23 protein-coding genes are annotated in these 21,650 nt (G+C 43.1%); 16 read left to right on the top strand and 7 right to left on the bottom strand.

Features of this window, described 5'->3' with window-relative positions; genetic code table 11:
- The first annotated feature begins 82 nt into the window (after nucleotides 1-82).
- The 8 genes from tdh (at nucleotide 83) to LJF29_RS19425 (ending at nucleotide 10,823) form a co-directional block, all read left to right on the top strand.
- Entirely contained in the window at nucleotides 83-1,126 is a 1,044-nt protein-coding gene (tdh, locus tag LJF29_RS19460) for an L-threonine 3-dehydrogenase (RefSeq protein ID WP_229150182.1), read from the top strand.
- Between the two features lie 13 nt (nucleotides 1,127-1,139).
- A complete protein-coding gene (locus tag LJF29_RS19455) occupies nucleotides 1,140-2,318 on the top strand; it encodes a glycine C-acetyltransferase (protein WP_229150181.1) in 1,179 nt (392 codons plus the stop codon).
- 143 nt (nucleotides 2,319-2,461) lie between these two features.
- Nucleotides 2,462-3,991, top strand: a complete 1,530-nt coding sequence (miaB, locus tag LJF29_RS19450) for a tRNA (N6-isopentenyl adenosine(37)-C2)-methylthiotransferase MiaB (protein ID WP_168747880.1) — start codon at nucleotides 2,462-2,464, stop codon at nucleotides 3,989-3,991.
- A 1-nt stretch (nucleotide 3,992) separates the two neighbouring features.
- Nucleotides 3,993-4,424 (top strand): RicAFT regulatory complex protein RicA family protein, encoded by a 432-nt coding sequence (locus tag LJF29_RS19445; protein ID WP_010334317.1) that lies wholly within the window; start codon nucleotides 3,993-3,995, stop codon nucleotides 4,422-4,424.
- Between the two features lie 255 nt (nucleotides 4,425-4,679).
- A complete protein-coding gene (gene cotE / locus LJF29_RS19440) occupies nucleotides 4,680-5,225 on the top strand; it encodes an outer spore coat protein CotE (RefSeq protein ID WP_144482443.1) in 546 nt (181 codons plus the stop codon).
- 131 nt (nucleotides 5,226-5,356) lie between these two features.
- On the top strand, nucleotides 5,357-7,954 hold the full coding sequence (mutS, locus tag LJF29_RS19435; protein ID WP_229150180.1) for a DNA mismatch repair protein MutS: 2,598 nt from the start codon (nucleotides 5,357-5,359) through the stop codon (nucleotides 7,952-7,954).
- Between the two features lie 15 nt (nucleotides 7,955-7,969).
- The gene (gene mutL, locus LJF29_RS19430) at nucleotides 7,970-9,853 is read left to right on the top strand and encodes a DNA mismatch repair endonuclease MutL (protein ID WP_229150179.1); all 1,884 of its coding nucleotides are present in this window, start codon (nucleotides 7,970-7,972) and stop codon (nucleotides 9,851-9,853) included.
- Nucleotides 9,854-10,085: 232 nt separating this feature from the next.
- Entirely contained in the window at nucleotides 10,086-10,823 is a 738-nt protein-coding gene (locus tag LJF29_RS19425; protein ID WP_229150178.1) for a CPBP family intramembrane glutamic endopeptidase, read from the top strand.
- 37 nt (nucleotides 10,824-10,860) lie between these two features.
- Here the strand turns inward: LJF29_RS19425 and LJF29_RS19420 are convergent, their stop codons facing one another.
- Nucleotides 10,861-11,307: a YrvL family regulatory protein gene (locus LJF29_RS19420; RefSeq protein ID WP_010334321.1), complete on the bottom strand. Its 447-nt coding sequence runs from the start codon at nucleotides 11,305-11,307 to the stop codon at nucleotides 10,861-10,863.
- A gap of 255 nt (nucleotides 11,308-11,562) precedes the next feature.
- On the bottom strand, nucleotides 11,563-12,120 hold the full coding sequence (locus LJF29_RS19415; protein WP_229150177.1) for a hypothetical protein: 558 nt from the start codon (nucleotides 12,118-12,120) through the stop codon (nucleotides 11,563-11,565).
- A gap of 119 nt (nucleotides 12,121-12,239) precedes the next feature.
- Between LJF29_RS19415 and LJF29_RS19410 the strand changes: the two genes are divergently transcribed.
- The gene (locus tag LJF29_RS19410) at nucleotides 12,240-12,845 is read left to right on the top strand and encodes a TetR/AcrR family transcriptional regulator (RefSeq protein ID WP_229150176.1); all 606 of its coding nucleotides are present in this window, start codon (nucleotides 12,240-12,242) and stop codon (nucleotides 12,843-12,845) included.
- Between the two features lie 345 nt (nucleotides 12,846-13,190).
- Here the strand turns inward: LJF29_RS19410 and LJF29_RS19405 are convergent, their stop codons facing one another.
- Both LJF29_RS19405 and LJF29_RS19400 read right to left on the bottom strand, forming a co-directional pair.
- Nucleotides 13,191-13,550: a hypothetical protein gene (locus LJF29_RS19405; protein WP_010334324.1), complete on the bottom strand. Its 360-nt coding sequence runs from the start codon at nucleotides 13,548-13,550 to the stop codon at nucleotides 13,191-13,193.
- A gap of 148 nt (nucleotides 13,551-13,698) precedes the next feature.
- The gene (locus tag LJF29_RS19400) at nucleotides 13,699-15,027 is read right to left on the bottom strand and encodes a S8 family peptidase (RefSeq protein WP_229150175.1); all 1,329 of its coding nucleotides are present in this window, start codon (nucleotides 15,025-15,027) and stop codon (nucleotides 13,699-13,701) included.
- Nucleotides 15,028-15,252: 225 nt separating this feature from the next.
- On the opposite strand from LJF29_RS19400, the gene LJF29_RS19395 reads away from it, so the two are divergent.
- The 3 genes from LJF29_RS19395 to LJF29_RS19385 all read left to right on the top strand — a co-directional run bounded on the left by LJF29_RS19395 (nucleotide 15,253) and on the right by LJF29_RS19385 (nucleotide 17,006).
- Nucleotides 15,253-15,486, top strand: coding sequence for a WYL domain-containing protein (locus LJF29_RS19395; protein WP_168747899.1), 234 nt, complete (start codon nucleotides 15,253-15,255; stop codon nucleotides 15,484-15,486).
- 285 nt (nucleotides 15,487-15,771) lie between these two features.
- Nucleotides 15,772-16,479, top strand: a complete 708-nt coding sequence (locus tag LJF29_RS19390; protein WP_010334326.1) for a poly-gamma-glutamate hydrolase family protein — start codon at nucleotides 15,772-15,774, stop codon at nucleotides 16,477-16,479.
- Nucleotides 16,480-16,550: 71 nt separating this feature from the next.
- Complete coding sequence (locus LJF29_RS19385; RefSeq protein WP_010334327.1) at nucleotides 16,551-17,006, top strand: OsmC family protein; 456 nt, start codon at nucleotides 16,551-16,553, stop codon at nucleotides 17,004-17,006.
- Between the two features lie 12 nt (nucleotides 17,007-17,018).
- Here LJF29_RS19385 and LJF29_RS19380 read toward each other — a convergent pair whose 3' ends face one another.
- From LJF29_RS19380 to LJF29_RS19370, 3 genes are all read right to left on the bottom strand, one after another.
- Nucleotides 17,019-17,366, bottom strand: a complete 348-nt coding sequence (locus LJF29_RS19380) for a DMT family transporter (protein WP_229150174.1) — start codon at nucleotides 17,364-17,366, stop codon at nucleotides 17,019-17,021.
- A gap of 13 nt (nucleotides 17,367-17,379) precedes the next feature.
- Complete coding sequence (gene ebrA / locus LJF29_RS19375; protein ID WP_168747904.1) at nucleotides 17,380-17,697, bottom strand: multidrug efflux SMR transporter subunit EbrA; 318 nt, start codon at nucleotides 17,695-17,697, stop codon at nucleotides 17,380-17,382.
- Between the two features lie 155 nt (nucleotides 17,698-17,852).
- On the bottom strand, nucleotides 17,853-18,095 hold the full coding sequence (locus LJF29_RS19370) for a hypothetical protein (RefSeq protein WP_010334330.1): 243 nt from the start codon (nucleotides 18,093-18,095) through the stop codon (nucleotides 17,853-17,855).
- Between the two features lie 99 nt (nucleotides 18,096-18,194).
- Between LJF29_RS19370 and LJF29_RS19365 the strand changes: the two genes are divergently transcribed.
- The 4 genes from LJF29_RS19365 to amyS all read left to right on the top strand — a co-directional run bounded on the left by LJF29_RS19365 (nucleotide 18,195) and on the right by amyS (nucleotide 21,625).
- On the top strand, nucleotides 18,195-18,599 hold the full coding sequence (locus LJF29_RS19365) for a YmaF family protein (protein ID WP_229150173.1): 405 nt from the start codon (nucleotides 18,195-18,197) through the stop codon (nucleotides 18,597-18,599).
- Nucleotides 18,600-18,699: 100 nt separating this feature from the next.
- Nucleotides 18,700-19,644 carry a tRNA (adenosine(37)-N6)-dimethylallyltransferase MiaA gene (miaA, locus tag LJF29_RS19360; RefSeq protein ID WP_229150172.1) on the top strand — a complete coding sequence of 315 codons (945 nt, stop codon included), beginning with the start codon at nucleotides 18,700-18,702 and terminating at the stop codon, nucleotides 19,642-19,644.
- Between the two features lie 39 nt (nucleotides 19,645-19,683).
- Nucleotides 19,684-19,905, top strand: coding sequence for an RNA chaperone Hfq (gene hfq, locus LJF29_RS19355; RefSeq protein ID WP_003221097.1), 222 nt, complete (start codon nucleotides 19,684-19,686; stop codon nucleotides 19,903-19,905).
- A gap of 169 nt (nucleotides 19,906-20,074) precedes the next feature.
- The gene (gene amyS, locus LJF29_RS19350) at nucleotides 20,075-21,625 is read left to right on the top strand and encodes an alpha-amylase (protein ID WP_229150171.1); all 1,551 of its coding nucleotides are present in this window, start codon (nucleotides 20,075-20,077) and stop codon (nucleotides 21,623-21,625) included.
- The last annotated feature ends 25 nt before the right edge of the window (nucleotides 21,626-21,650 follow it).

Genomic DNA, 21,650 nt, shown 5'->3' with positions numbered 1-21,650 from the left:
TCTGAGAGGACACAGCTGTTTACGATGATTCCAGATCATGGTACAATCCGGTTATAACAAGACTTTTAAAGGAGGATTGTACATGCAGAGTGGAAAGATGAAAGCTGTAATGAAAAAACACGGTGCTTTCGGCGCTGTGCTGGCTGAAGTTCCCATTCCTGAAATCGATAAGCATGAAGTTCTTATAAAAGTTCAGGCAGCTTCCATTTGCGGCACAGATGTGCATATTTATAATTGGGACCAATGGGCACGACAGAGAATAAAAACTCCTTGTGTCTTCGGCCATGAGTTCAGCGGGATTGTCGAGGCTGTAGGCGAGAATGTCAGCAGTGTGAAAATCGGGGAGTATGTTTCTGCGGAAACGCACATTGTATGCGGCACATGCGTCCCTTGTTTAACAGGAAAGCCTCATGTGTGTAAAAATACGGCCATTATCGGAGTGGACACGGCAGGCTGTTTTGCGGAGTATGTCAAAGTGCCGGCCGAAAACGTTTGGAAGAACCCCGCGGATATGGACCCGGCGATTGCTTCCATTCAAGAGCCTTTAGGAAATGCCGTTCATACAGTCCTTGAGAGTCAGAACGCCGGAGGAACGACTGCCATTATCGGATGCGGGCCGATCGGACTTATGGCGGTAGCGGTCGCAAAAGCAGCAGGTGCAGCGCAGGTGGTCGCCATTGACAAAAATGAGTACAGATTAGCTCTCGCCAAACAAATGGGTGCCACAACGGCGGTCTGCATCGAAAAAGAAGATCCGCTCAAAATTGTAAGCGCTTTAACAGAGGGGGAAGGCGCTGATCTCGTTTGTGAGATGTCGGGTCACCCTTCAGCTATTGCACAAGGCCTTGCAATGGCTGCAAATGGCGGGAGATTTCATATTCTCAGTCTGCCGGAACATCCCGTTACCATCGATTTGACGAATAAAGTCGTGTTTAAAGGCCTTACCATCCAAGGGATCACAGGGAGAAAGATGTTTACAACATGGCGGCAGGTTTCACAATTGCTTGGTTCAAACATACTGGATCTATCGCCTATTATTACCCATCAGTTTCCATTAGAAGAATTTGAGAACGGGTTTGAACTGATGAGAAGCGGACAGTGCGGGAAGGTTATTTTAATTCCATAAAAGGGGGATCAACATGACAAAAGAATTTGAGTTTCTAAAAGCAGAGCTTGAAAGAATGAAAGAAAACCATACATGGCAAGACGTTAAACAGGTTGAATCAATGCAGGGCCCTTCTGTTACAGTGAATCATAAAAAAGTCATTCAGCTTTCTTCTAATAATTACCTCGGATTTACTTCACACCCAAGACTCATCAAAGCTGCACAGGAGGCTGCTCAGCAATTTGGAGCCGGTACCGGTTCAGTCCGAACAATCGCCGGAACGTTTACCATGCATCAAGAATTGGAGAAAAAGCTGGCAGCCTTTAAAAAAACAGAGGCGGCACTTGTCTTTCAATCAGGCTTTACAACAAACCAAGGTGTGCTTTCCAGCATTCTTTCAAAAGACGATATTGTCATTTCCGATGAATTAAACCATGCTTCTATCATCGATGGAATCAGATTGACAAAGGCGGATAAAAAGGTCTATCAGCATGTGGATATGAGTGATTTAGAGAAGGTGCTGAGAAAATCAATGAATTACCGCATGCGTTTGATTGTCACTGACGGCGTATTTTCAATGGATGGCAATATTGCTCCTCTGCCTGACATTGTGGAGCTCGCTGAGAAATATGACGCTTTTGTGATGGTTGATGACGCCCACGCATCTGGAGTGCTTGGCGAAAGCGGCAGAGGGACGGTAAATCATTTCGGTCTTGATGGAAGGGTTCATATTCAAGTTGGAACGTTAAGCAAGGCAATCGGAGTCTTAGGGGGATACGTTGCCGGTTCAAAGGTGTTAATCGACTACTTGCGTCATAAAGGGCGTCCGTTTTTATTTAGCACGTCGCATCCTCCGGCTGTAACTGCAGCTTGTATGGAAGCAATTGATGTCTTGCTGGAAGAGCCGGAGCATATGGAGCGTCTGTGGGAGAATACTCATTATTTTAAATCAAGGCTTATCCAAATGGGCTTTACTCTCACGCAGAGCGAAACGCCGATTTTGCCTATTTTAATAGGTAATGAGGGGGTAGCAAAGCAATTTTCTGATCAGCTCCTGTCTCAAGGTGTTTTTGCACAAAGCATTGTTTTCCCGACTGTCGCAAAAGGAAAAGCAAGAATACGCACGATTCTGACAGCCGAGCACACCAAAGAAGAACTGGATCAGGCGCTTGATGCCATCGAAAAGACAGCAAAGGAGCTTCAGCTATTGTAGGGAGAAGGGAACACTCTTCTCCCTTTCATTCCTTATTGATTATTATTCTCAATGAGTGTACAATGATAGGTTGCCAGTTGTGCGGAGCTTCAATAACCTTTATACTGGAGGGTGGAAGTTTGGTTTGAAAGGAGAAATATCATATGAATGAAAAGCAAAAATTAGAGAGCGGACAAGTTAATCCATCGGACAAAAAATCCGAGAAGGATTACAGCAAGTACTTTGAAGCTGTCTACATTCCGCCTTCTTTAAAGGATGCTAAAAAACGCGGCAAAGAAGCCGTTACTTATCATAATGACTTTAAAATTTCTGAAGAATTCAAAGGCATGGGTGAAGGAAGAAAATTCTATATCCGGACGTACGGCTGCCAAATGAACGAACATGATACAGAAGTAATGGCAGGGATCTTTATGGCTCTTGGCTATGAAGCGACAAACTCTGTTGACGATGCCAATGTCATTCTGTTAAATACATGTGCAATCCGTGAGAATGCGGAAAACAAGGTGTTCGGTGAGCTTGGACACTTAAAAGCACTCAAAAAAAATAACCCGGATCTTATCTTAGGCGTTTGCGGCTGTATGTCACAAGAGGAATCAGTCGTTAACAGGATTTTGAAAAAACATCCGTTTGTCGATATGATTTTCGGGACGCATAATATCCATCGTCTGCCGGAGCTTTTGTCTGAAGCATACCTTTCAAAAGAAATGGTCATAGAAGTTTGGTCCAAGGAAGGCGACGTCATAGAAAACCTTCCGAAAGTCCGCAACGGAAAAATTAAGGGCTGGGTCAACATTATGTACGGCTGTGACAAGTTCTGTACGTATTGCATCGTACCGTATACACGCGGAAAAGAAAGAAGCCGCCGTCCGGAAGAGATCATTCAGGAAGTAAGAAGACTTGCAAGCGAAGGCTATAAGGAAATTACACTTTTAGGCCAAAACGTAAACGCGTACGGAAAAGACTTTGAAGATATGGACTACGGCCTTGGTGATTTAATGGATGAGCTGCGCAAAATCGATATCCCGAGAATCCGTTTCACAACGAGTCATCCGCGTGACTTTGACGATCATCTCATTGAAGTGCTTGCAAAAGGCGGCAATCTGCTTGATCACATTCATCTGCCGGTCCAATCAGGAAGCTCAGAGGTTTTGAAACTGATGGCACGCAAATATGACAGAGAGCGTTACATGGAACTCGTCAAAAAAATCAAAGCGGCTATGCCAAACGCTTCTCTAACAACTGACATTATCGTCGGCTTCCCTAACGAAACGGACGAACAGTTTGAAGAAACGCTGTCATTATACCGTGAAGTGGAATTTGACAGCGCCTATACGTTCATTTACTCTCCGCGTGAAGGCACACCTGCGGCAAAAATGAAAGATAACGTTCCGATGAGAGTGAAAAAAGAACGCCTGCAGCGTCTGAACGCATTGGTTAATGAAATTTCTGCTAAAAAAATGAAGGAATATGAAGGCAAGGTTGTCGAAGTATTAGTGGAAGGCGAAAGCAAAAACAACCCTGAGGTTCTTGCCGGCTACACTGAAAAAAGCAAGCTTGTGAATTTCAAAGGTCCAAAGGAAGCGATCGGCAAAATCGTTCGCGTGAAAATCCAGCAAGCGAAAACGTGGTCGCTTGACGGAGAGATGGTAGGAGAAGCAATCGAGGTGAAATAAGATGACGCTCTACTCTAAAAAAGACATTGTGCAGCAAGCACGAAACCTTGCAAAAATGATCTCTGAAACGGAAGAGGTTGATTTTTTCAAACGTGCTGAAGCGCAAATTAATGAGAACGCAAAAGTGTCTGTAATCATTAATCAGATTAAAGCCCTGCAAAAACAAGCCGTTAATCTGAAGCATTACCAAAAACTCGAAGCGCTCAAACAAGTAGAAGAGAAAATTGATGCGCTCCAAGAGGAGCTTGAAGATATTCCTGTCATCCAGGAATTCAGAGACTCTCAGGTTGAGGTGAATGACCTTCTTCAGCTCGTGGCAACCACCATTTCCAACCAGGTCACAAATGAAATCATTGCATCAACCGGAGGCGATCTTCTAAAAGGAGAAACCGGTTCGAAGATGAAACATTCAAATAACAGCTGTTCTCTTTAAAACACGGTGCCTTTTCAGGCCCGTGTTTTTTTATGTTGAACTATAAAAGAACTAAATAAACTATGTACTAAATATTCAATATGTTTTGCTGCCTTTAGCCAAATAAACTTTATCGCACTTATAAGTAAAGTTTCTAGGCACCCCTGCATACAATGGAACAGAAACTTTGTATTTTTATATTTTATTTATAAAAATGCACACTAGACGAATGCCCAGCATAAGATAACACGAAGAAGAACAAGGAGGCATGCCGGAATGTCTGAATACAGGGAAATTATCACGAAGGCGGTAGTAGCGAAAGGCAGAAAATTCACACAGTGCACCAATACCATCTCCCCTGAGAAAAAACCGAGCAGCATTTTGGGCGGTTGGATTATCAATCACAAATATGACGCAGAAAAAATCGGAAAAACCGTAGAAATTGAAGGGTATTATGATATAAACGTATGGTACTCTTACGCGGACAATACAAAAACAGAGGTTGTCACAGAACGAGTGAAGTACGTGGATGTGATTAAACTCAGATACAGAGATAACAATTACTTAGATGATGAGCATGAAGTGATTGCAAAAGTGCTACAGCAGCCAAACTGTCTTGAAGTGACCATTTCACCGAATGGCAATAAAATTGTTGTGCAGGCGGAAAGAGAGTTTTTGGCGGAAGTGGTAGGGGAAACAAAGGTTGTTGTAGAAGTAAATCCTGATTGGGAAGAGGATGAAGAAGAGGATTGGGAAGACGAACTTGATGAAGAACTGGAGGACATCAATCCTGAATTTTTAGTTGGAGATCCTGAAGAATAAAAAAGAGACTAGGGGAGTTGGTACCCCAAGTCTCTTTTTTATATAGACATATCATTCTTTTAACACTTTCTGTTTATGTTATAATGAAGGCTGGCAAATAGAAACGTTGATACATAGTGAGGGATTAAACAATGGCTACTTATACGCCTATGATACAGCAATATTTAAAAATAAAGGCAGAGCACCAGGATGCCTTTTTATTTTTTCGTCTCGGTGATTTTTACGAAATGTTTTTTGAGGACGCTAAAAAAGCGTCACAAGAGCTGGAAATAACGTTAACAAGCAGAGATGGAGGCGCCGCTAAAAAAATACCGATGTGCGGTGTGCCGTATCATTCTGCTTCGGCATACATTGAGCAGCTTATTAAAAAAGGATACAAGGTAGCCATATGCGAACAGACCGAAGATCCAAAGGCTGCAAAGGGCGTCGTCAAACGTGAAGTCGTTCAGCTGATTACGCCCGGAACTGTAATGGATGGAAAAGGCATCCATGAGTCAGAAAACAATTTTATTGCATCAGTTTCGTCATGCTCAAACGGATACGGACTGGCCCTGTCCGATTTAACAACGGGTGAAAATTTGGCTGTTTTAATTGAACGGCTGGAAGACGTCATATCAGAAATTTATTCAGTTGGCGCTCGGGAAATTGTCGTATCGGGAAGCCTTGATGAAAAAACGGTTGCTCAGCTGAAGGAGCGGTGCGGCGCTACCATTTCAATTGAAGATGGGCAAACGGATGAGCACGTTCAGATTATTGAGCATTTACAGAACCAGGATATAACGAAAACATTTCTCCGTTTATATACGTATCTGAAAAGGACTCAGAAACGGAGCTTAGATCACCTTCAGCCTGTACAAGTGTATGAGCTTGAAGAAGCCATGAAAATCGACTTATACTCCAAGCGAAATTTGGAGCTGACCGAAACGATCCGTTCAAAAAATAAAAAAGGCTCCCTGCTATGGCTGCTTGATGAAACAAAAACAGCGATGGGGGGGCGGCTGCTGAAACAGTGGATTGACCGTCCGCTTATCAGAGTGAATCAAATTGAAGAGCGCCAGGAAATGGTAGAAACATTGATGTCTCATTTCTTTGAACGGGAGGACCTGCGTGAGCGTTTAAAGGAAGTCTATGATTTAGAACGCCTCGCAGGCCGTGTGGCATTCGGAAATGTCAATGCACGGGATCTCATTCAGCTGAAGGAATCATTAAAGCAAGTGCCCGGCATTAAACAGCTTGTTGCTTCGCTGGCTCATAAGAAAGCGAAGGAACGTGCGGAGCGGATTGACCCGTGCGGTGATGTTCTAGCATTACTGGAAGAAGCCCTGTACGAAAACCCTCCATTATCAGTAAAAGAAGGGAACCTGATCAAAGACGGGTACAATCAAAAGCTCGATGAATACCGCGATGCAAGCAGAAACGGGAAAGACTGGATTGCCCGCCTTGAACAGCAGGAACGTGAATATACAGGCATTCGGTCATTAAAGGTCGGTTTCAATAAAGTATTTGGTTATTATATTGAAGTGACAAAGGCGAACCTGCACCTTCTTGAAGAAGGGCGTTATGAGCGGAAGCAGACGCTAACGAATGCAGAACGCTACATTACACCTGAATTAAAAGAAAAAGAAGCGCTCATTTTGGAAGCGGAAAATAACATCTGTGAGCTGGAATACGAGCTGTTCACCGAGCTGCGTGAGAAAGTGAAATTGTATATTCCGCGTTTGCAGCAGCTCGCCAAACAGATGAGTGAGCTTGATGCGCTGCAATGCTTTGCGACAATCAGTGAAAATCGTCATTACACGAAACCAGAGTTTTCTAAAGATGAAGTTGAGGTCATAGAGGGCAGACACCCGGTTGTTGAAAAAGTAATGGATAGCCAGGAATACGTGCCTAACAACTGTGTGATGGGCGACAACAGACAGATGCTGCTCATTACCGGTCCGAACATGTCGGGGAAAAGCACATACATGAGACAAATCGCGCTCATCTCTATTATGGCGCAAATTGGCTGCTTTGTGCCCGCGAAAAAAGCTATGCTTCCGATTTTTGATCAAATTTTCACCCGAATCGGCGCGGCGGATGATTTGATCTCCGGACAAAGTACATTTATGGTGGAAATGCTTGAAGCCAAAAATGCGATTGTAAATGCAACAAAAAACAGCCTCATTCTGTTTGATGAAATCGGGCGGGGAACGTCCACATATGACGGCATGGCCCTTGCGCAAGCGATTATTGAATATGTTCATGACCATATCGGCGCCAAGACGCTGTTTAGTACGCACTATCATGAGCTGACAGTTCTTGAAGAAAAGCTTCCGCAGCTGAAAAACGTCCATGTTCGTGCTGAGGAATATAATGGAACGGTTGTCTTTCTTCATCAAATTAAAGAAGGGGCAGCTGACAAAAGCTACGGTATCCACGTCGCCCAGCTGGCTGAGTTGCCGGCAGATCTGATTTCGCGCGCTCAAGACATTCTAAAAGAACTTGAGCATTCAGGGAACAAACCGGAAGTGCCAGTGCAGAAACCTGAGGTACCAGTACAGAAACATGAGGTAAAAGAAGAGCCGGCACAGCTGTCCTTCTTTGGCGAATCGGATAAACCGGCTGCATCACCAAAGCTTTCTAAAAAAGAAAAGCAAGTACTTGATGTCTTTAAATCTCTGAATATACTTGATATGACACCGCTGGAAGCGATGAATGAAATGTACAAGCTGCAAAAGAAATTACATTAAAACGGGGTGATGAATGTGGCAAAAGTCATCCAGCTGTCAGATGAACTTTCAAATAAAATTGCGGCGGGCGAGGTTGTGGAACGGCCCGCCTCAGTCGTGAAGGAATTGGTGGAAAATGCCATCGATGCTGACAGCACAGTCATTGAAATCGACATTGAGGAAGCCGGTCTTGCATCCATTCGAGTTCTTGATAATGGAGAAGGAATGGAAAATGATGATTGCAAGCGTGCCTTTCGCCGCCACGCAACAAGTAAAATAAAAGATGAAAATGATTTATTCAGAGTGAGAACGCTTGGATTCAGGGGAGAGGCACTGCCGAGTATTGCGTCAGTCTCCCATCTTGAGATTACGACAAGCACGGGAGAAGGAGCGGGAACGAAGCTTATGCTTCAAGGCGGAAACATCATTTCTGAATCGCGCTCCTCAAGCAGGAAGGGAACGGAAATTGTCGTGTCCAATCTGTTTTTTAATACACCAGCCCGCTTGAAATATATGAAAACCGTTCATACAGAGCTTGGGAATATTACGGATGTGGTCAATCGGATTGCGCTGGCACATCCAGAGGTATCGATCCGCCTTCGCCATCATGGAAAAAACCTTCTCCAAACGAACGGAAATGGAGATGTGCGCCATGTCCTTGCCGCGATTTACGGTACGGCTGTCGCTAAAAAAATGCTGCCGCTTCATGTCAGCTCACTGGATTTTGAAGTGAAGGGATATATCGCGCTGCCAGAGATTACACGGGCATCGAGAAATTACATGTCGTCTGTCATTAATGGCCGTTATATTAAAAATTTCCCGCTCGTCAAGGCTGTGCACGAAGGATATCACACACTTCTGCCAATCGGGCGCCATCCGATCACTTTTATAGAAATCACCATGGATCCGATTTTAGTTGATGTCAACGTGCACCCTTCGAAGCTTGAGGTGCGGCTCAGCAAGGAAACAGAGCTGCACGACTTAATTCGTGACGGCATAAAAGATGTATTTAAACACCAGCAGCTGATACCGAGCGCACAGCTCCCGAAAAAATCAGCACCTGTCATCAAAAATGAACAGCAGTTTATAACCTTTGATGAAAAGCCTGCTGAAAGAAAAATACCGGAAAAAGCGCCTGTGCCTTCGTATTCACCAATGAAGCTCAGCTCTGTTGTCAAAGAACCAGTTGAGATAGAAGACGAATTGCCTTCAGAGCAGCTTGAAACTCATTCTGTGGCTGAAACGAAACAAAGGCTGGAAGAGCCTGCTGTTACAGAAGAATGGCATGAAGGATTCGAACAGGAGCCCGCTCAGGAACAGCAGCAGACATCATCTGAACGTGTTCCGATCATGTACCCGATCGGCCAGATGCATGGGACCTATATATTGGCGCAAAACGAAAACGGCTTATATATTATCGACCAGCATGCAGCCCAAGAGCGTATTAAATACGAATACTTCCGTGAAAAGGTCGGCGAGGTTGAGCCTGAGGTGCAGGACATGATTGTGCCGCTCACGTTCCATTATTCGACGAACGAGGCACTCATTATTGAACAGCATCAACAAGAGCTCGAAAGCGTAGGTGTCTTTTTAGAGTCTTTCGGCTCGAACAGTTACATCGTCCGCTGCCACCCGGCTTGGTTTCCAAAAGGAGAAGAAGCCGAGCTGATAGAAGAAATCATTCAGCAGGTGCTCGATTCGAAAAACATTGATATCAAAAAACTGCGCGAAGAAGCGGCGATTATGATGAGCTGCAAAGGTTCAATCAAAGCAAACCGCCACCTCAGAAACGACGAGATCAAAGCGCTTCTGGACGATCTCCGAAGCACATCAGACCCATTTACATGCCCGCACGGCCGCCCGATCATCATTCACCACTCGACATATGAGATGGAAAAGATGTTTAAACGTGTGATGTAGTAAATGTTCAATGCCTTTACTTTAGGATAAAGCCCGCTTAAATCGCGGGCTTTTTTAAAACTTATCATCATTTTCAGCTCAAAACAAAGTGCAATACTATTTTTTAGTGTATCTTGCTGTGCATTGTGCAGTACATTTAATACAGAAGAAGATGTCGTAACACTGCAAGGTGTTCCAATCAGCTCTTAGTATGCTGATACTTTTTACTCGTATAGAGGAAGGCGGGTATGTCATGGAGATCGTTTTTTGGATTGTCATTCTGTTTTTGTTAACCTATGAGCCGATTTTTGGGTTTTATCATTTTCAGAAGTTTAAAAAGAATATGAAAAGAAGCGAAAGTGCAAAGATAAAATATTACAAAGATGTAATGGTCGGCTTGTGGGTTCCAGCTTTGTTTATACTCACTTTAGCTGTATGCACCGATTTGTCTCTCAAACAAATGGGGATAACGATACCGGCCATTCATACCGGAACGCTCGGTTCATTTGCGTCTTATATTTTTCTAGGGCTGGGTATTCTCTATTTTGTGCTTGTTCTGTATTGTATCATCGGCTATTGGTGCAGCCAAAAGGTAAAACATGACTTGTCCAAGAAAAAAGCTGAAGAAATGAAGAAATCTGATATTGGTGACATATTGCCGATAACCTTGAAGGAAAAAAGAATATGGAACTATGTTTCTTTAACTGCGGGGATAACGGAGGAGCTGATTTACAGAGGATTTTTGCTGTTTGCTCTGGCAGCCTTATTTCCTTCACTTTCAATTTGGATTGTGGTCCTTGCTGCCTCTCTGATATTTGGATTAGCCCACACGTATCAAGGGTTTTGGCAGGGGGTTGTGAGGACGTCATGTTTTGGGTTTTTGTTTTGCTCACTTTCTATCATTCTAGGTTCCATCATTCCTCTTATTGTTTTACACTTTCTCGTTGACTATATAGGAAAGTTAGGCGATGAAAATGTCTTTAAAGCATAGAACCGCTTGAATCAATCACAAGCGGTTTTTTATCAGGTTATGATTTAGGCTGATGATCAAATGCTAGTTCAATCAACGCTATAAATGCTGATATGACAAAGAGTAATGCGTCCGGAATATAAATAGAATCCATAAAGTAATCTACTAAACAAATCGTTATAAAATTAGCGATGAAATAAAGGACAAATGCGAAAAGTGCTGTTTTTCTCATAGAAAGCGAATGGATCATGATCAGAGAAACGACTTTTGTTAGAGGATCTATGACCAGTCCGGCAGCAAAGCATCCCAATATAAAAAACAATAAGGCCTGATTGGAATCGTATGTGATGCCGAGGATGGTAAATAGCCCTTTTATGCCGAAGAAATAACCGCCGAAAATCACAGCGGCTGCAATTGTGATAAGGAGTCCAATGGATACAATCACTGTTATTTTTGAGCTTGGTTTTAAGTCTTTAAATGGCGTGTCATGTTCTTTCTGGCTCACGTACTACACTCCTTATATGTTAATGATTCACAATACAGCGGAACTCATCCGAATATACCGTTATTAATAAAAACAGAATATGTACTCCTAGGCAAGTGCCTAATGGAAAAGCGAAAATCCGACAAGTATACTGAGAAAGCGGAGGTTTTTCATATAAGCACCTTATCTAGATGACTTGCATAAAGTGTAACATATATTTACAAAAGTGAAAAAATCCTTTTTCTATTGAAAAAGGATTATTTAGCGAGACTAATTTTAACTTTTGAGATTCTTCGAAGCTTTCGCTTTTTTCGGCCAGATAAAATAACTGGCGGTGATCAGGCAATCAATGCCGAGAATCACTGTCCATACCTTTAAAATACTGCTCAGCGCTTCGGTTCGGGCAGCATCATCAATAAAATAAATCATTCCGGCGAGCAGCCCGGCACCAATAAGATAAGCGAGCACATGTCTGATCAAGCTTTTCGCATAATGTTTCGCATGATCCATTCCATAGCGCACAAGCGGTTTTGAGCCTTGCTTTGTTACATAATAACGGAATTTTTCATCCGCCCATTGGATCATTTGCTTGCCGAAAGCGATCGATACGCCAATGTACACTGCCGCAATCGCGTGTGCAGTAGTCGCAACGGCTCCGCGGTATAAATCCGCGGACGTCATTATTAACAAAATCAGGTCAATGACAGGGGTTAAGGCAAGAAGAAGCAGCCCTAATTTATCTTGTTTGAATAGATAACGTACGACAAGGCCTAACACGATTACAACCCAAAATGCTATTTCGCAGAAGACAATCATCCAAGCGACACTGTTCAATCTGTTCCCCTCTTTCCAATACAGTTGTATTATTTAATATGATTTTACCATCTGCGTTTTTATAAAACAACTGTATTATAAAAATTGCTCTCCGATTTTTTTCTTGGTAAAATAAAGACATGCCAAAACAAATTGACCATGAAAAAAGAAGAAAACACATTGCAGAAGCGACATGGCGGGTGATTTTAGAACGAGGGATGGAAGGGGCCTCAGTCAGAAACATTGCCAAGGAAGCAGGACTGTCGTTAGGTGCGCTTCGCCATTATTTTTCGACTCAGGATGAATTGCTTGTTTTTGCAATGAAACTTGTGAAAGAAAAGGTGACAGCTCGCATTAATGAAATTGCTGCCCATGATTTGCCGCCTAAAGAAAAAGTGTTACACATACTGCTTGAAATTGTCCCGACAAATGCTGAAACGATTAGAGAGATGGAGGTATGGTTTGCTTTTACTGTTTATGCGAGACATAAAGATAATATGTTTGACGCGGCACATGACGAGATTTACAAAGCAATTCGAAATCTGATTGACTACTTGGATCAGCTTCATTTACTGCAAGAACACGCTGATAAAGAAATAGAAGGAGAGAGGCTGTACGCCTTAATCGATGGCTTGGCTTTACATGCGATGTTTGATCCTCGCCGTGTGAATAAAGAACAGATCAAACGTGTTATTATGCAGCATTTACAATCTATATGCGTTGATGAATCAGCCAGGAGTGAATAGGTCACTGCAAAAAGTTATTCTGAATGGACAAGTCTCCAAAAAGAATAACTTTTTTTATGAGAATCAAGCGTAACTGCAAGAATGAATTGAAGAATGGAACGGCCGCATACCGTTTGGTAAAGTGGGAATGGAAGAGAGAATGAAAGAACTTCATATTGATAGGTATGGTGAAAATGGTTACTTATGCGGTACATACGATCTTTGTATACTAATAACAGAATTACAATATACTTTTACCTTTAAACATAACGAAATATCGGCTTGTGGGTAAGGAAATGATTCCATGCAAAGCGCCTTTGGGGCAATTTCAAAGGCGCTGTATTCTTTCGACAGGTGAAAGTTTCTTCATTTGTTTTGTACATCAATAGTATATACCGCACGATCAGTCAGTACCTTCAATCCGCCATTTTCTTGGTGAATGTGAATATCTCCTAATAAAGGAATTTCATAAGCGTTCTGCGGAAGCGGTACGTCTCCAGCTTCAGTAAAGGTTGTTCCTTCGCCTTCCAGGACGAGTTCGTCATTTGCAACGTAGTCGTCAGGGTGGTTTGTGCTGCGTATGCCCACTTTTTGAAGGTGAAGAACAATCTGATCCAAATCTGAAATCTCGTCTTGGTTATTGGTCAGCTCGCCTTTTCTAATATCAAGCGTCTGGCCGATCCGCTCTCTCAACCATTCGGAAAGCTCAGTGTTGTTGAGTGTCATCAGTCATTCCTCCTTTTGATCTATACTGTAATATTCCCAATTGTTTTATGTTTTACACTCTGCTGGATATAGCGGCTTATGTACGCTAAAAAGACACTGCTTATCCTTTTTATAAAGAACCAGCAGTGTCCACGAAGATCATGAAATCTTATTCACCAGGAATAGCTTTCTCGGCATTGATTGCTCCGGCACCGTAAATATTCGGGTCTTCGCCTGTCCATTTATCGGCCCCATTTTTAAGCAGCTCTTTCACTTCATCCGGTGTTAGGTCTGGATTTTGCTGGAGTATTAAGGCGGCGATTCCCGCACAGATTGGCGTTGCCATTGATGTCCCTGACATTGTGAAATACTGGGACCCTACACGGCTTGATTTTTGCAGCTTATCGATATATGAATTCGGTGAGCGAAGGGAAATGATGTTTACGCCCGGCGCTACAATATCGGGCTTTTCTTTCCCGTATACAGTCGGTCCGCGGCTTGAGAAAGAAGCGACGGTATCATCTTCGCTGCTTCCTGTATTGTTATCGTCAAACGCACCGACAGTAATGACTTTTTCGCTTACACCAGGGCTTGAAATAGTCTGCTGATCAGGGCCAGAATTTCCGGCAGCAACACAGACGACAATCCCGGCGTTCCAAGCTTCTTCAACTGCTTTGACTAACGGATCTTCTAGTTCATTGTCATAACGCAGCGCATCGCCGCCAAGGGACATGCTGATAATATCAATTGGTTCATCCGGATTGTCTTCATTATATTGAATGCACCATTCGACGCCTTCAATAATGTCCGCTAACGTGCCTGAACCTTGTTTGTTCAGCACTTTTACTCCGATTAAATTGGCTTCCGGTGCAGGGCCGCGGTAACGGCCGGAAGACGACGCGCCGCTGCTTGCGACATCACCTGCGCAGTGTGTGCCATGTCCATTATCATCATACGGCTCTGTTTTTTGGTTTACCATATCGGCAAAGCCAATAATTCTTCCCTCTAAGTCAGGGTGCGGGTAGATTCCTGTATCGACTACTGCGACTGTAACGCCTTTACCTGTTAAGGTTTGCCCGTTTCTGACGACTTCCTTTGCATGGCTTGCTTCGGCTGCTGTGTCAAGAAGCGCTTTGACTTCGCGGTTTAAATATACTTTACGGATATCGCTGCATTCAGAAAGAAGAGAATGCAATGCTGAAGGGGTAACCTCTGCGCTGCAGCAATTGATTTTGTTAAAACGTTTTTTTAGCTTGCTGCGTTTTTCTTTTTGCAAAACCTGTCCCGTCATTTGAAAGCCTGCCTCATGGCAGCCTTCCTCGAATTCTATGATGACCGACATTTTTTTTCTGTTATTTAATTTTGTTTCAAAAAACTGATGCAAAAAGCAAGGAGTCCACTTGAAGGGCTTGTAGAGCTGCAAGACGCTTTCCCGCAACGGCCAATCAAGCTTATGAGCGTTTGCTCTCACCATTTGTACCATAGAGTAGCCAAACATCGATTTTCCTCCTATTATGAAGTTCTCTGTATACTCTATGAGTGGATCGTATGTTTGGTAAGTTTGTTTGTCCTTTAGAGGAGGCGGACAAGAGTTTGTTTTTATGAATCTTTTGAATCTGATACGAAAGAATCATGTGTACTGTTAATCATTGGGTATTGAAAAGGAACGTTTGTTCGTATTATAATTTATATATATATCAAACAGGAGGGAGTGATAGATCGTATGGATATTTTCTTACGCCGGTCTTTGGAAGATCAAATACCGATCTGCATTATATATATGAAGAAAGACGGCACCATAACAAAGAGAACGATTATCGTCAGGCAGAAAAGCAATACACAAATTAAAGCTTTTTGTTTTACGAACCATCAGATCAGAACGTTTTTATTAGACTCTATCCTCTCCTGTGACTTTGCGCGAACAAGGAAGCAAGAACCCCGGTTCGCAGGACTATAACAGGCTGCCCGCTTCAGCATCCCTGACAGCCTGGTTTTTAGTAAAACCTTCCTTATACCTCTATACATTTAATTACCAAGTGAGGTTGTTCCTACCTTTTTTGTTTTTCCTCTCAATCTTTTTTCACTGATATTTGTATATAACCGCTGATAAATGTGACATTCAATTGATTTTTTGAAACCGGGAACTTTTTCACTGATGATATAGTGTATACAATGGTAAGATAAAACCTATTGACTACACCTCATATAATGAACCTTGCCATTCTTGTGAAAGGAGTTTAACATGAGAAGATTTTTACTAAATGTCATATTCGTCTTAGCCATAGTCTTATTCATAAGATATGTTCATTACTCATTAGAACCTGAACCATCTAACCAGCCGGATACATATTCAAATTTCAGCAGCCTGGCAGAGAATGAGGACCCTGCCGATTATGATATTTCTTATCAAGAGAAAAAAGGAAGCAAAGTTTTAATCATGTCTCCGCACGGCGGAAGAATTGAAGGCGGAGTAAGTGAGCTTGTGCGTTATTTCAACAATGACTACTCGACTTACCTGTTTGAGGGCTTAAAGTCACAGGATAATCAAACGCTGCACATTACAAGCACCAACTTTGATGAGCCATTGGCTAAAGAGAAGATTAAGGAGCACCAGTACGTTGTCGCTTTTCACGGATATAAAGGAGAAAACAAAAATACACTTGTCGGAGGCACAGACCGTAAGCGGGCGAAAATGATTGTCAGAGCTCTTGAAAAAAGAGGGTTTTCCGCCGAATTAGCGTCCTCTCAAAGCGGCCTTGCAGGATTAAGTGCAGATAACATTAATAACCAGGGGGAAACCGGGCTGAGTATCCAGCTAGAAATCAGCCGTGAACAGAGAGAAGCCTTTTTTGATGATTTTTACTATAAAGATAGGAAATACACGAAAACCAGTGAATTCTACTCTTATGTTCGCGCGATAAAACATGTACTTGAAAAAGAATATTCCTAATAAGCAAATCAGAGGACAAAATCAAGGAAGATCAGTAGACTGAAATGGAATCCATTGAAGGAGGCAATCATATGGCAGATCATCATTTTTATTTAAAAGCGAATTGGCCGGGAAAACGTAATGATGTCGGCACAATCGAAAGCGGCAATCTCATCACGTCTATTTCCATTCCTAAAGAAATGGACGGACCGGGGGAAGGGACCAACCCGGATGAAATGCTTCTCGGGGCAGCGGCAACCTGTTATATTATTACTCTTGCTGCTATGATGGAAAGAAGCGGACTGGAAAAAGAAGATCTGCAGATGGAATCAGAAGGCATAGTTGATGTGACAAGAGGGATCTTTACATACAAAAAAATCATTCACCGCCCCGCAGTAGTCCTCAGACACGATGCCTCAAAAGAAGACGTAGCGTTAGCCCACAAGCTTTGTGAAAAAGCGGAGTCTTCTTGCATGATCTCACGAGCCATTCAAGGAAACGTCGAATTGCAGCTAGAAGCTTCTGTGAAAATATCGGGGCAATCATAAAGAAGCAGACGGTCAATGACAGGCCGTCTGCTTTTTATTAGGGGCTTTTGACTGATTTAACAGCACAACGCCTGCAATGATGAGTGTTAGCCCACATATACCCTTCAAGCTGACAGTTTCGCCAAAAAGCAAAAAACCGACTACCGCTGTAAGCGCCGTCCCGATACCGGACCAAGTGGCGTATGCGCTTGATAAGTCTATGGTTCTTAAAGAAAAGCTTAAAAACGTGAAAGCGGACAGAAATCCGGCAGCCACTCCGATAATAGGCCAGAATTGTGTAAAGCCTTCGGAGAGTTTGAGCATTGTGCTCCCAAATACCTCAGATAATATGGCAAGAGCCAAATAAAGAAATCCTCTCATATACAACACTCCCTTACTGCCAATTAAGCAGCACAACACCTGAAATTAATAGACCAATCCCAATAAGTCCTTTTATATTCAGTTTTTCTTTGAAAAATTTCGCCCCGATCACGGCCGTCAGCACCGTACCCACGCCGCTCCATGTCGCATATGAAAGGCTTAGAGGGATGCGGTTTAAGGTCAGCGACAGCATATAAAAGGCAAGGGAATAACCTATCACGACCAATGCACTCGGTTTCCACTTTTTGAAGCCGTCAGACACTTTCAGCATGGCTGCTCCGATTGATTCTGAGCATATGGCAATTGTGAGGAATAAGTATCCGATCATCATCGTAATCCCCCTCACTCAAAATATGATAAATGTTTGTTAATGAAAAGATCATCAGCTAGAAAAATATTAGTGTAAACCTATGTATGAGTCAAGAGATTCATTTTACCTCAGGTTCGGGGGATAAAAAAGACCCCTTTTATAAGGGGCTGCCGGGTTTAATAGTAATATGGGTACGGAGGATATGGATATCCGCCATAAAAATAAGGGTTAAATAAAGCGCTTCCTACAAGTCCGCCTACCAAACCGCCAAAAAAAGGTCCTCCGTAAAATCCAAATGGCCGTCCAAAGCCATAGCCAAACCCAGGTCTAACCCAAGGTCTTCCAAATCCGTAGCCAAACCCTGGTCTGCCAAAGATTCTTGCATCATTTCCAGCAATGAAATGCTCCACTTCGTTCATTTTTTCTTTCCTCCAATAATAAAGTATAGATGATGCAGTGTATTCAGCCTATCCAAATTTGATTGGGCGTTCAGCTGAAAAAGAAGGAGAGTGAACTGATTGGGCCTGTATCAATCTGACTGGGCCAAGTCGCCGCCTCACGTACATGCTTATCGAGCGAAAACGACCAGCGAAGAGGGGCATTATCATATCATTGAAGGTTTTACTCAGCCGGCAAACGGAACAAATACGGATCGCCATACACACTATTTCACTGGGATTACTTCGTTTGAAAATGGCCATTTTCACCGCTATTACGGGATCTCAGGCCCTGCCATTCCCCGGGCTGACGGCACGCATTATCACGAAATTGAAGAAAACACTTATCTCGCTTATAACGAGCCGATTCAGATCCGTTACGGAGGCGTTGTGTACGATCCCCGAAATCAAACCAGGAAGACGCATCGCCATCATTTGAAAGGCAAGACACGGGAGATCGTCGGAAATGAGCCTCTTGGCTGGTAAAAGAGATGTTTACTGCTGCAAAAAAAGGGCAAAATGGATAGGTGATTATATATGATGAATGCTATAATGGGGGGAGATTTGTAAAAGAGAGTGATACATAGTGAAAAATAAGAAACAGCCCGTTGTCATATTAGTCGGACCAACGGCAGTGGGGAAAACCAATTTAAGCATTCAGCTTGCTAAGGCTTTGAACGCGGAAATTATCAGCGGAGACTCCATGCAGGTTTATAAAGGAATGGACATCGGGACAGCTAAAATTTCTGAACAGGAGACAGAAGGTGTGCCTCATCATCTGATTGACATTCTAGATCCGGCAGATTCGTTTTCCACCGCGGATTATCAAAGCTTGGTCAGAAATAAAATCAGCGAAATTGCAAAAAGAGGAAAGCTTCCGATGATTGTCGGCGGTACGGGGCTTTATATTCAATCCGTCCTTTACGATTATACATTTACGGAAGAGGCGAACGATCCGGCGTTTCGGGAAGAAATGCAGAAGGCTGCGGTGCAGAAGGGGGCGGAATTCCTTCACGCTAAGCTGGCTGCGGCTGATCCGGAGGCAGCAAAAGCGATTCATCCGAATAATACAAGAAGAGTGATTCGCGCACTGGAGATTTTACATACATCTGGTAAAACGATGTCGCAGCATTTAAAAGAGCAAAAGCGGGAGCTGCTGTACAATGCTGTATTAATCGGGCTTACAATGGACAGAGACACGCTTTATGAAAGAATTAATCAGCGGGTCGACCTGATGATGGAAGCCGGACTTCTTCCGGAAGTGAAACAGCTCTACGACCGAAAATTGAGAGACTGTCAATCGATACAGGCGATCGGATACAAGGAGCTGTACGCATATTTTGACGGATTTGTGACACTTTTTGAGGCTGTTGAGCAATTAAAGCAAAACTCCAGACGGTATGCGAAACGCCAGCTGACGTGGTTTCGCAACAAAATGCCGATTGAGTGGTTCGATATGACACCGCCTGTTGATATGGAGCTGAAAAAAAAGGAAATTTTCACACATATAGCAGGAAAACTGCAACTTTAATCGAAACTGTATGATATAGAGAATCAAGGAGGACGAAACATGAAACCGATTAATATTCAGGATCAGTTTTTGAATCAAATCCGCAAAGAAAATACGTATGTCACTGTTTTTTTACTGAACGGCTTTCAATTGCGCGGCCAGGTGAAAGGCTTTGATAACTTTACCGTATTGCTAGAATCGGAAGGTAAGCAGCAGCTTATATATAAACATGCGATTTCGACTTTTGCACCGCAAAAAAACGTCCAGCTTGAATTAGAATAGACCATACAAAGATATAACGAAATAGAAGAACCTCGGGCTTTCAGCCCGAGGTTTTTTGTGTCGCAGAAGCTCCTATAGAGATTACAAAAAATATAGGAATTTGGTTATTTGTGTAAATTTCATATTAAGGTACAATGATTTGTGATTATGCTGGAAAGGGGAGAGGAAAATGATTCACAAACGAAAACGTGCCGTATCATGCGGCCTGGTGGTTTTGTTAACACTGCTGTTTGTCGCGCTGCCGGTATCTAAAACTTGGGCAGCAAGCATAAACGGCACGCTGATGCAGTACTTTGAATGGTACCTGCCTAATGACGGACAACATTGGAAACGCTTGCAAGAAGATGCGGGGCATTTATCTGAAATCGGAATCACTGCTGTATGGATTCCTCCTGCATACAAAGGAACGAGTCAATCTGACAATGGATATGGCCCATATGACTTGTACGATTTAGGAGAATTTCAGCAAAAAGGGACGGTGAGGACAAAATACGGCACAAAGCATGAGCTTCAGTCAGCGATCAGCTCCCTGCATTCGCAAAACATCCAAGTATATGGTGATGTCGTTTTGAATCATAAGGCGGGCGCGGATGCAACAGAAGATGTAAGAGCGGTCGAAGTGAATCCGAACGATAGGAATCAGGAAATATCAGGAGAGTATCAAATAAAAGCATGGACAGACTTTCATTACCCAGGCCGCGGAAGCACGGTCAGCGATTTTAAGTGGCATTGGTATCATTTCGACGGAGCAGATTGGGACGAATCCCGAAAGCTGAACCGCATCTATAAATTTCAAGGGGATGGAAAGGCATGGGATTGGGAAGTATCCAGGGAAAACGGCAACTACGATTATTTGATGTATGCAGACGTCGACTATGATCATCCGGATGTTGTCGCAGAAACAAAAAGATGGGGTACCTGGTATGCGAACGAGCTTCAACTCGACGGTTTTCGGCTTGACGCTGTTAAACACATTAAATTTTCGTTTCTGAGTGATTGGGTAAAGGCAGTCAGGCAATCAACAGGAAAGGAAATGTTTACAGTTGCAGAGTATTGGCAAAATAACCTGAACGAACTCGAAAACTATTTGAATAAAACTGATTTTAAGCAATCCGTTTTTGATGTCCCGCTTCATTATCATTTGCAGGCTGCATCCTCACAAGGGGGCGGCTATGATATGAGACATTTGCTGGATGGCACTGTCGTAGCGAAGCATCCTATGCAAGCGGTGACCTTTGTGGAAAATCATGATACACAGCCGGGGCAATCTTTGGAGTCGACTGTACAAACATGGTTTAAGCCGCTCGCGTATGCCTTCATATTAACGAGAGAGGCTGGTTACCCGCAGGTTTTCTATGGAGATATGTATGGAACAAAGGGTTCATCATCAAGGGAAATTCCGGTGCTCAAAAATAAAATAGAACCTATCTTAAAAGCACGTAAGCATTATGCATACGGGACCCAGCATGATTATTTTGATCATGAGGATGTGATTGGCTGGACGAGGGAAGGTGATCAATCCGTCGCCCAATCAGGATTGGCCGCTTTAATCACAGACGGTCCCGGCGGGTCAAAGAGGATGTACGTTGGGAAGCAAAATGCCGGCGAGACATGGTATGACATCACTGGGAACCGCTCCGCTCCTGTTACGATTGGTTCTGATGGATGGGGAGAGTTTCATGTAAATGGAGGTTCAGTATCTATCTATGTACAGAAGTAAGAAATAGAGGGGCTGAGAAACTAGC

The sequence above is a fragment of the Bacillus sp. LBG-1-113 genome (assembly GCF_020708615.1).
GTDB classification, from domain to species: domain Bacteria; phylum Bacillota; class Bacilli; order Bacillales; family Bacillaceae; genus Bacillus; species Bacillus mojavensis.
The sequence above is the reverse complement of the archived record's forward strand: the minus strand, read 5'-3'. Positions and strand labels throughout refer to the sequence as shown.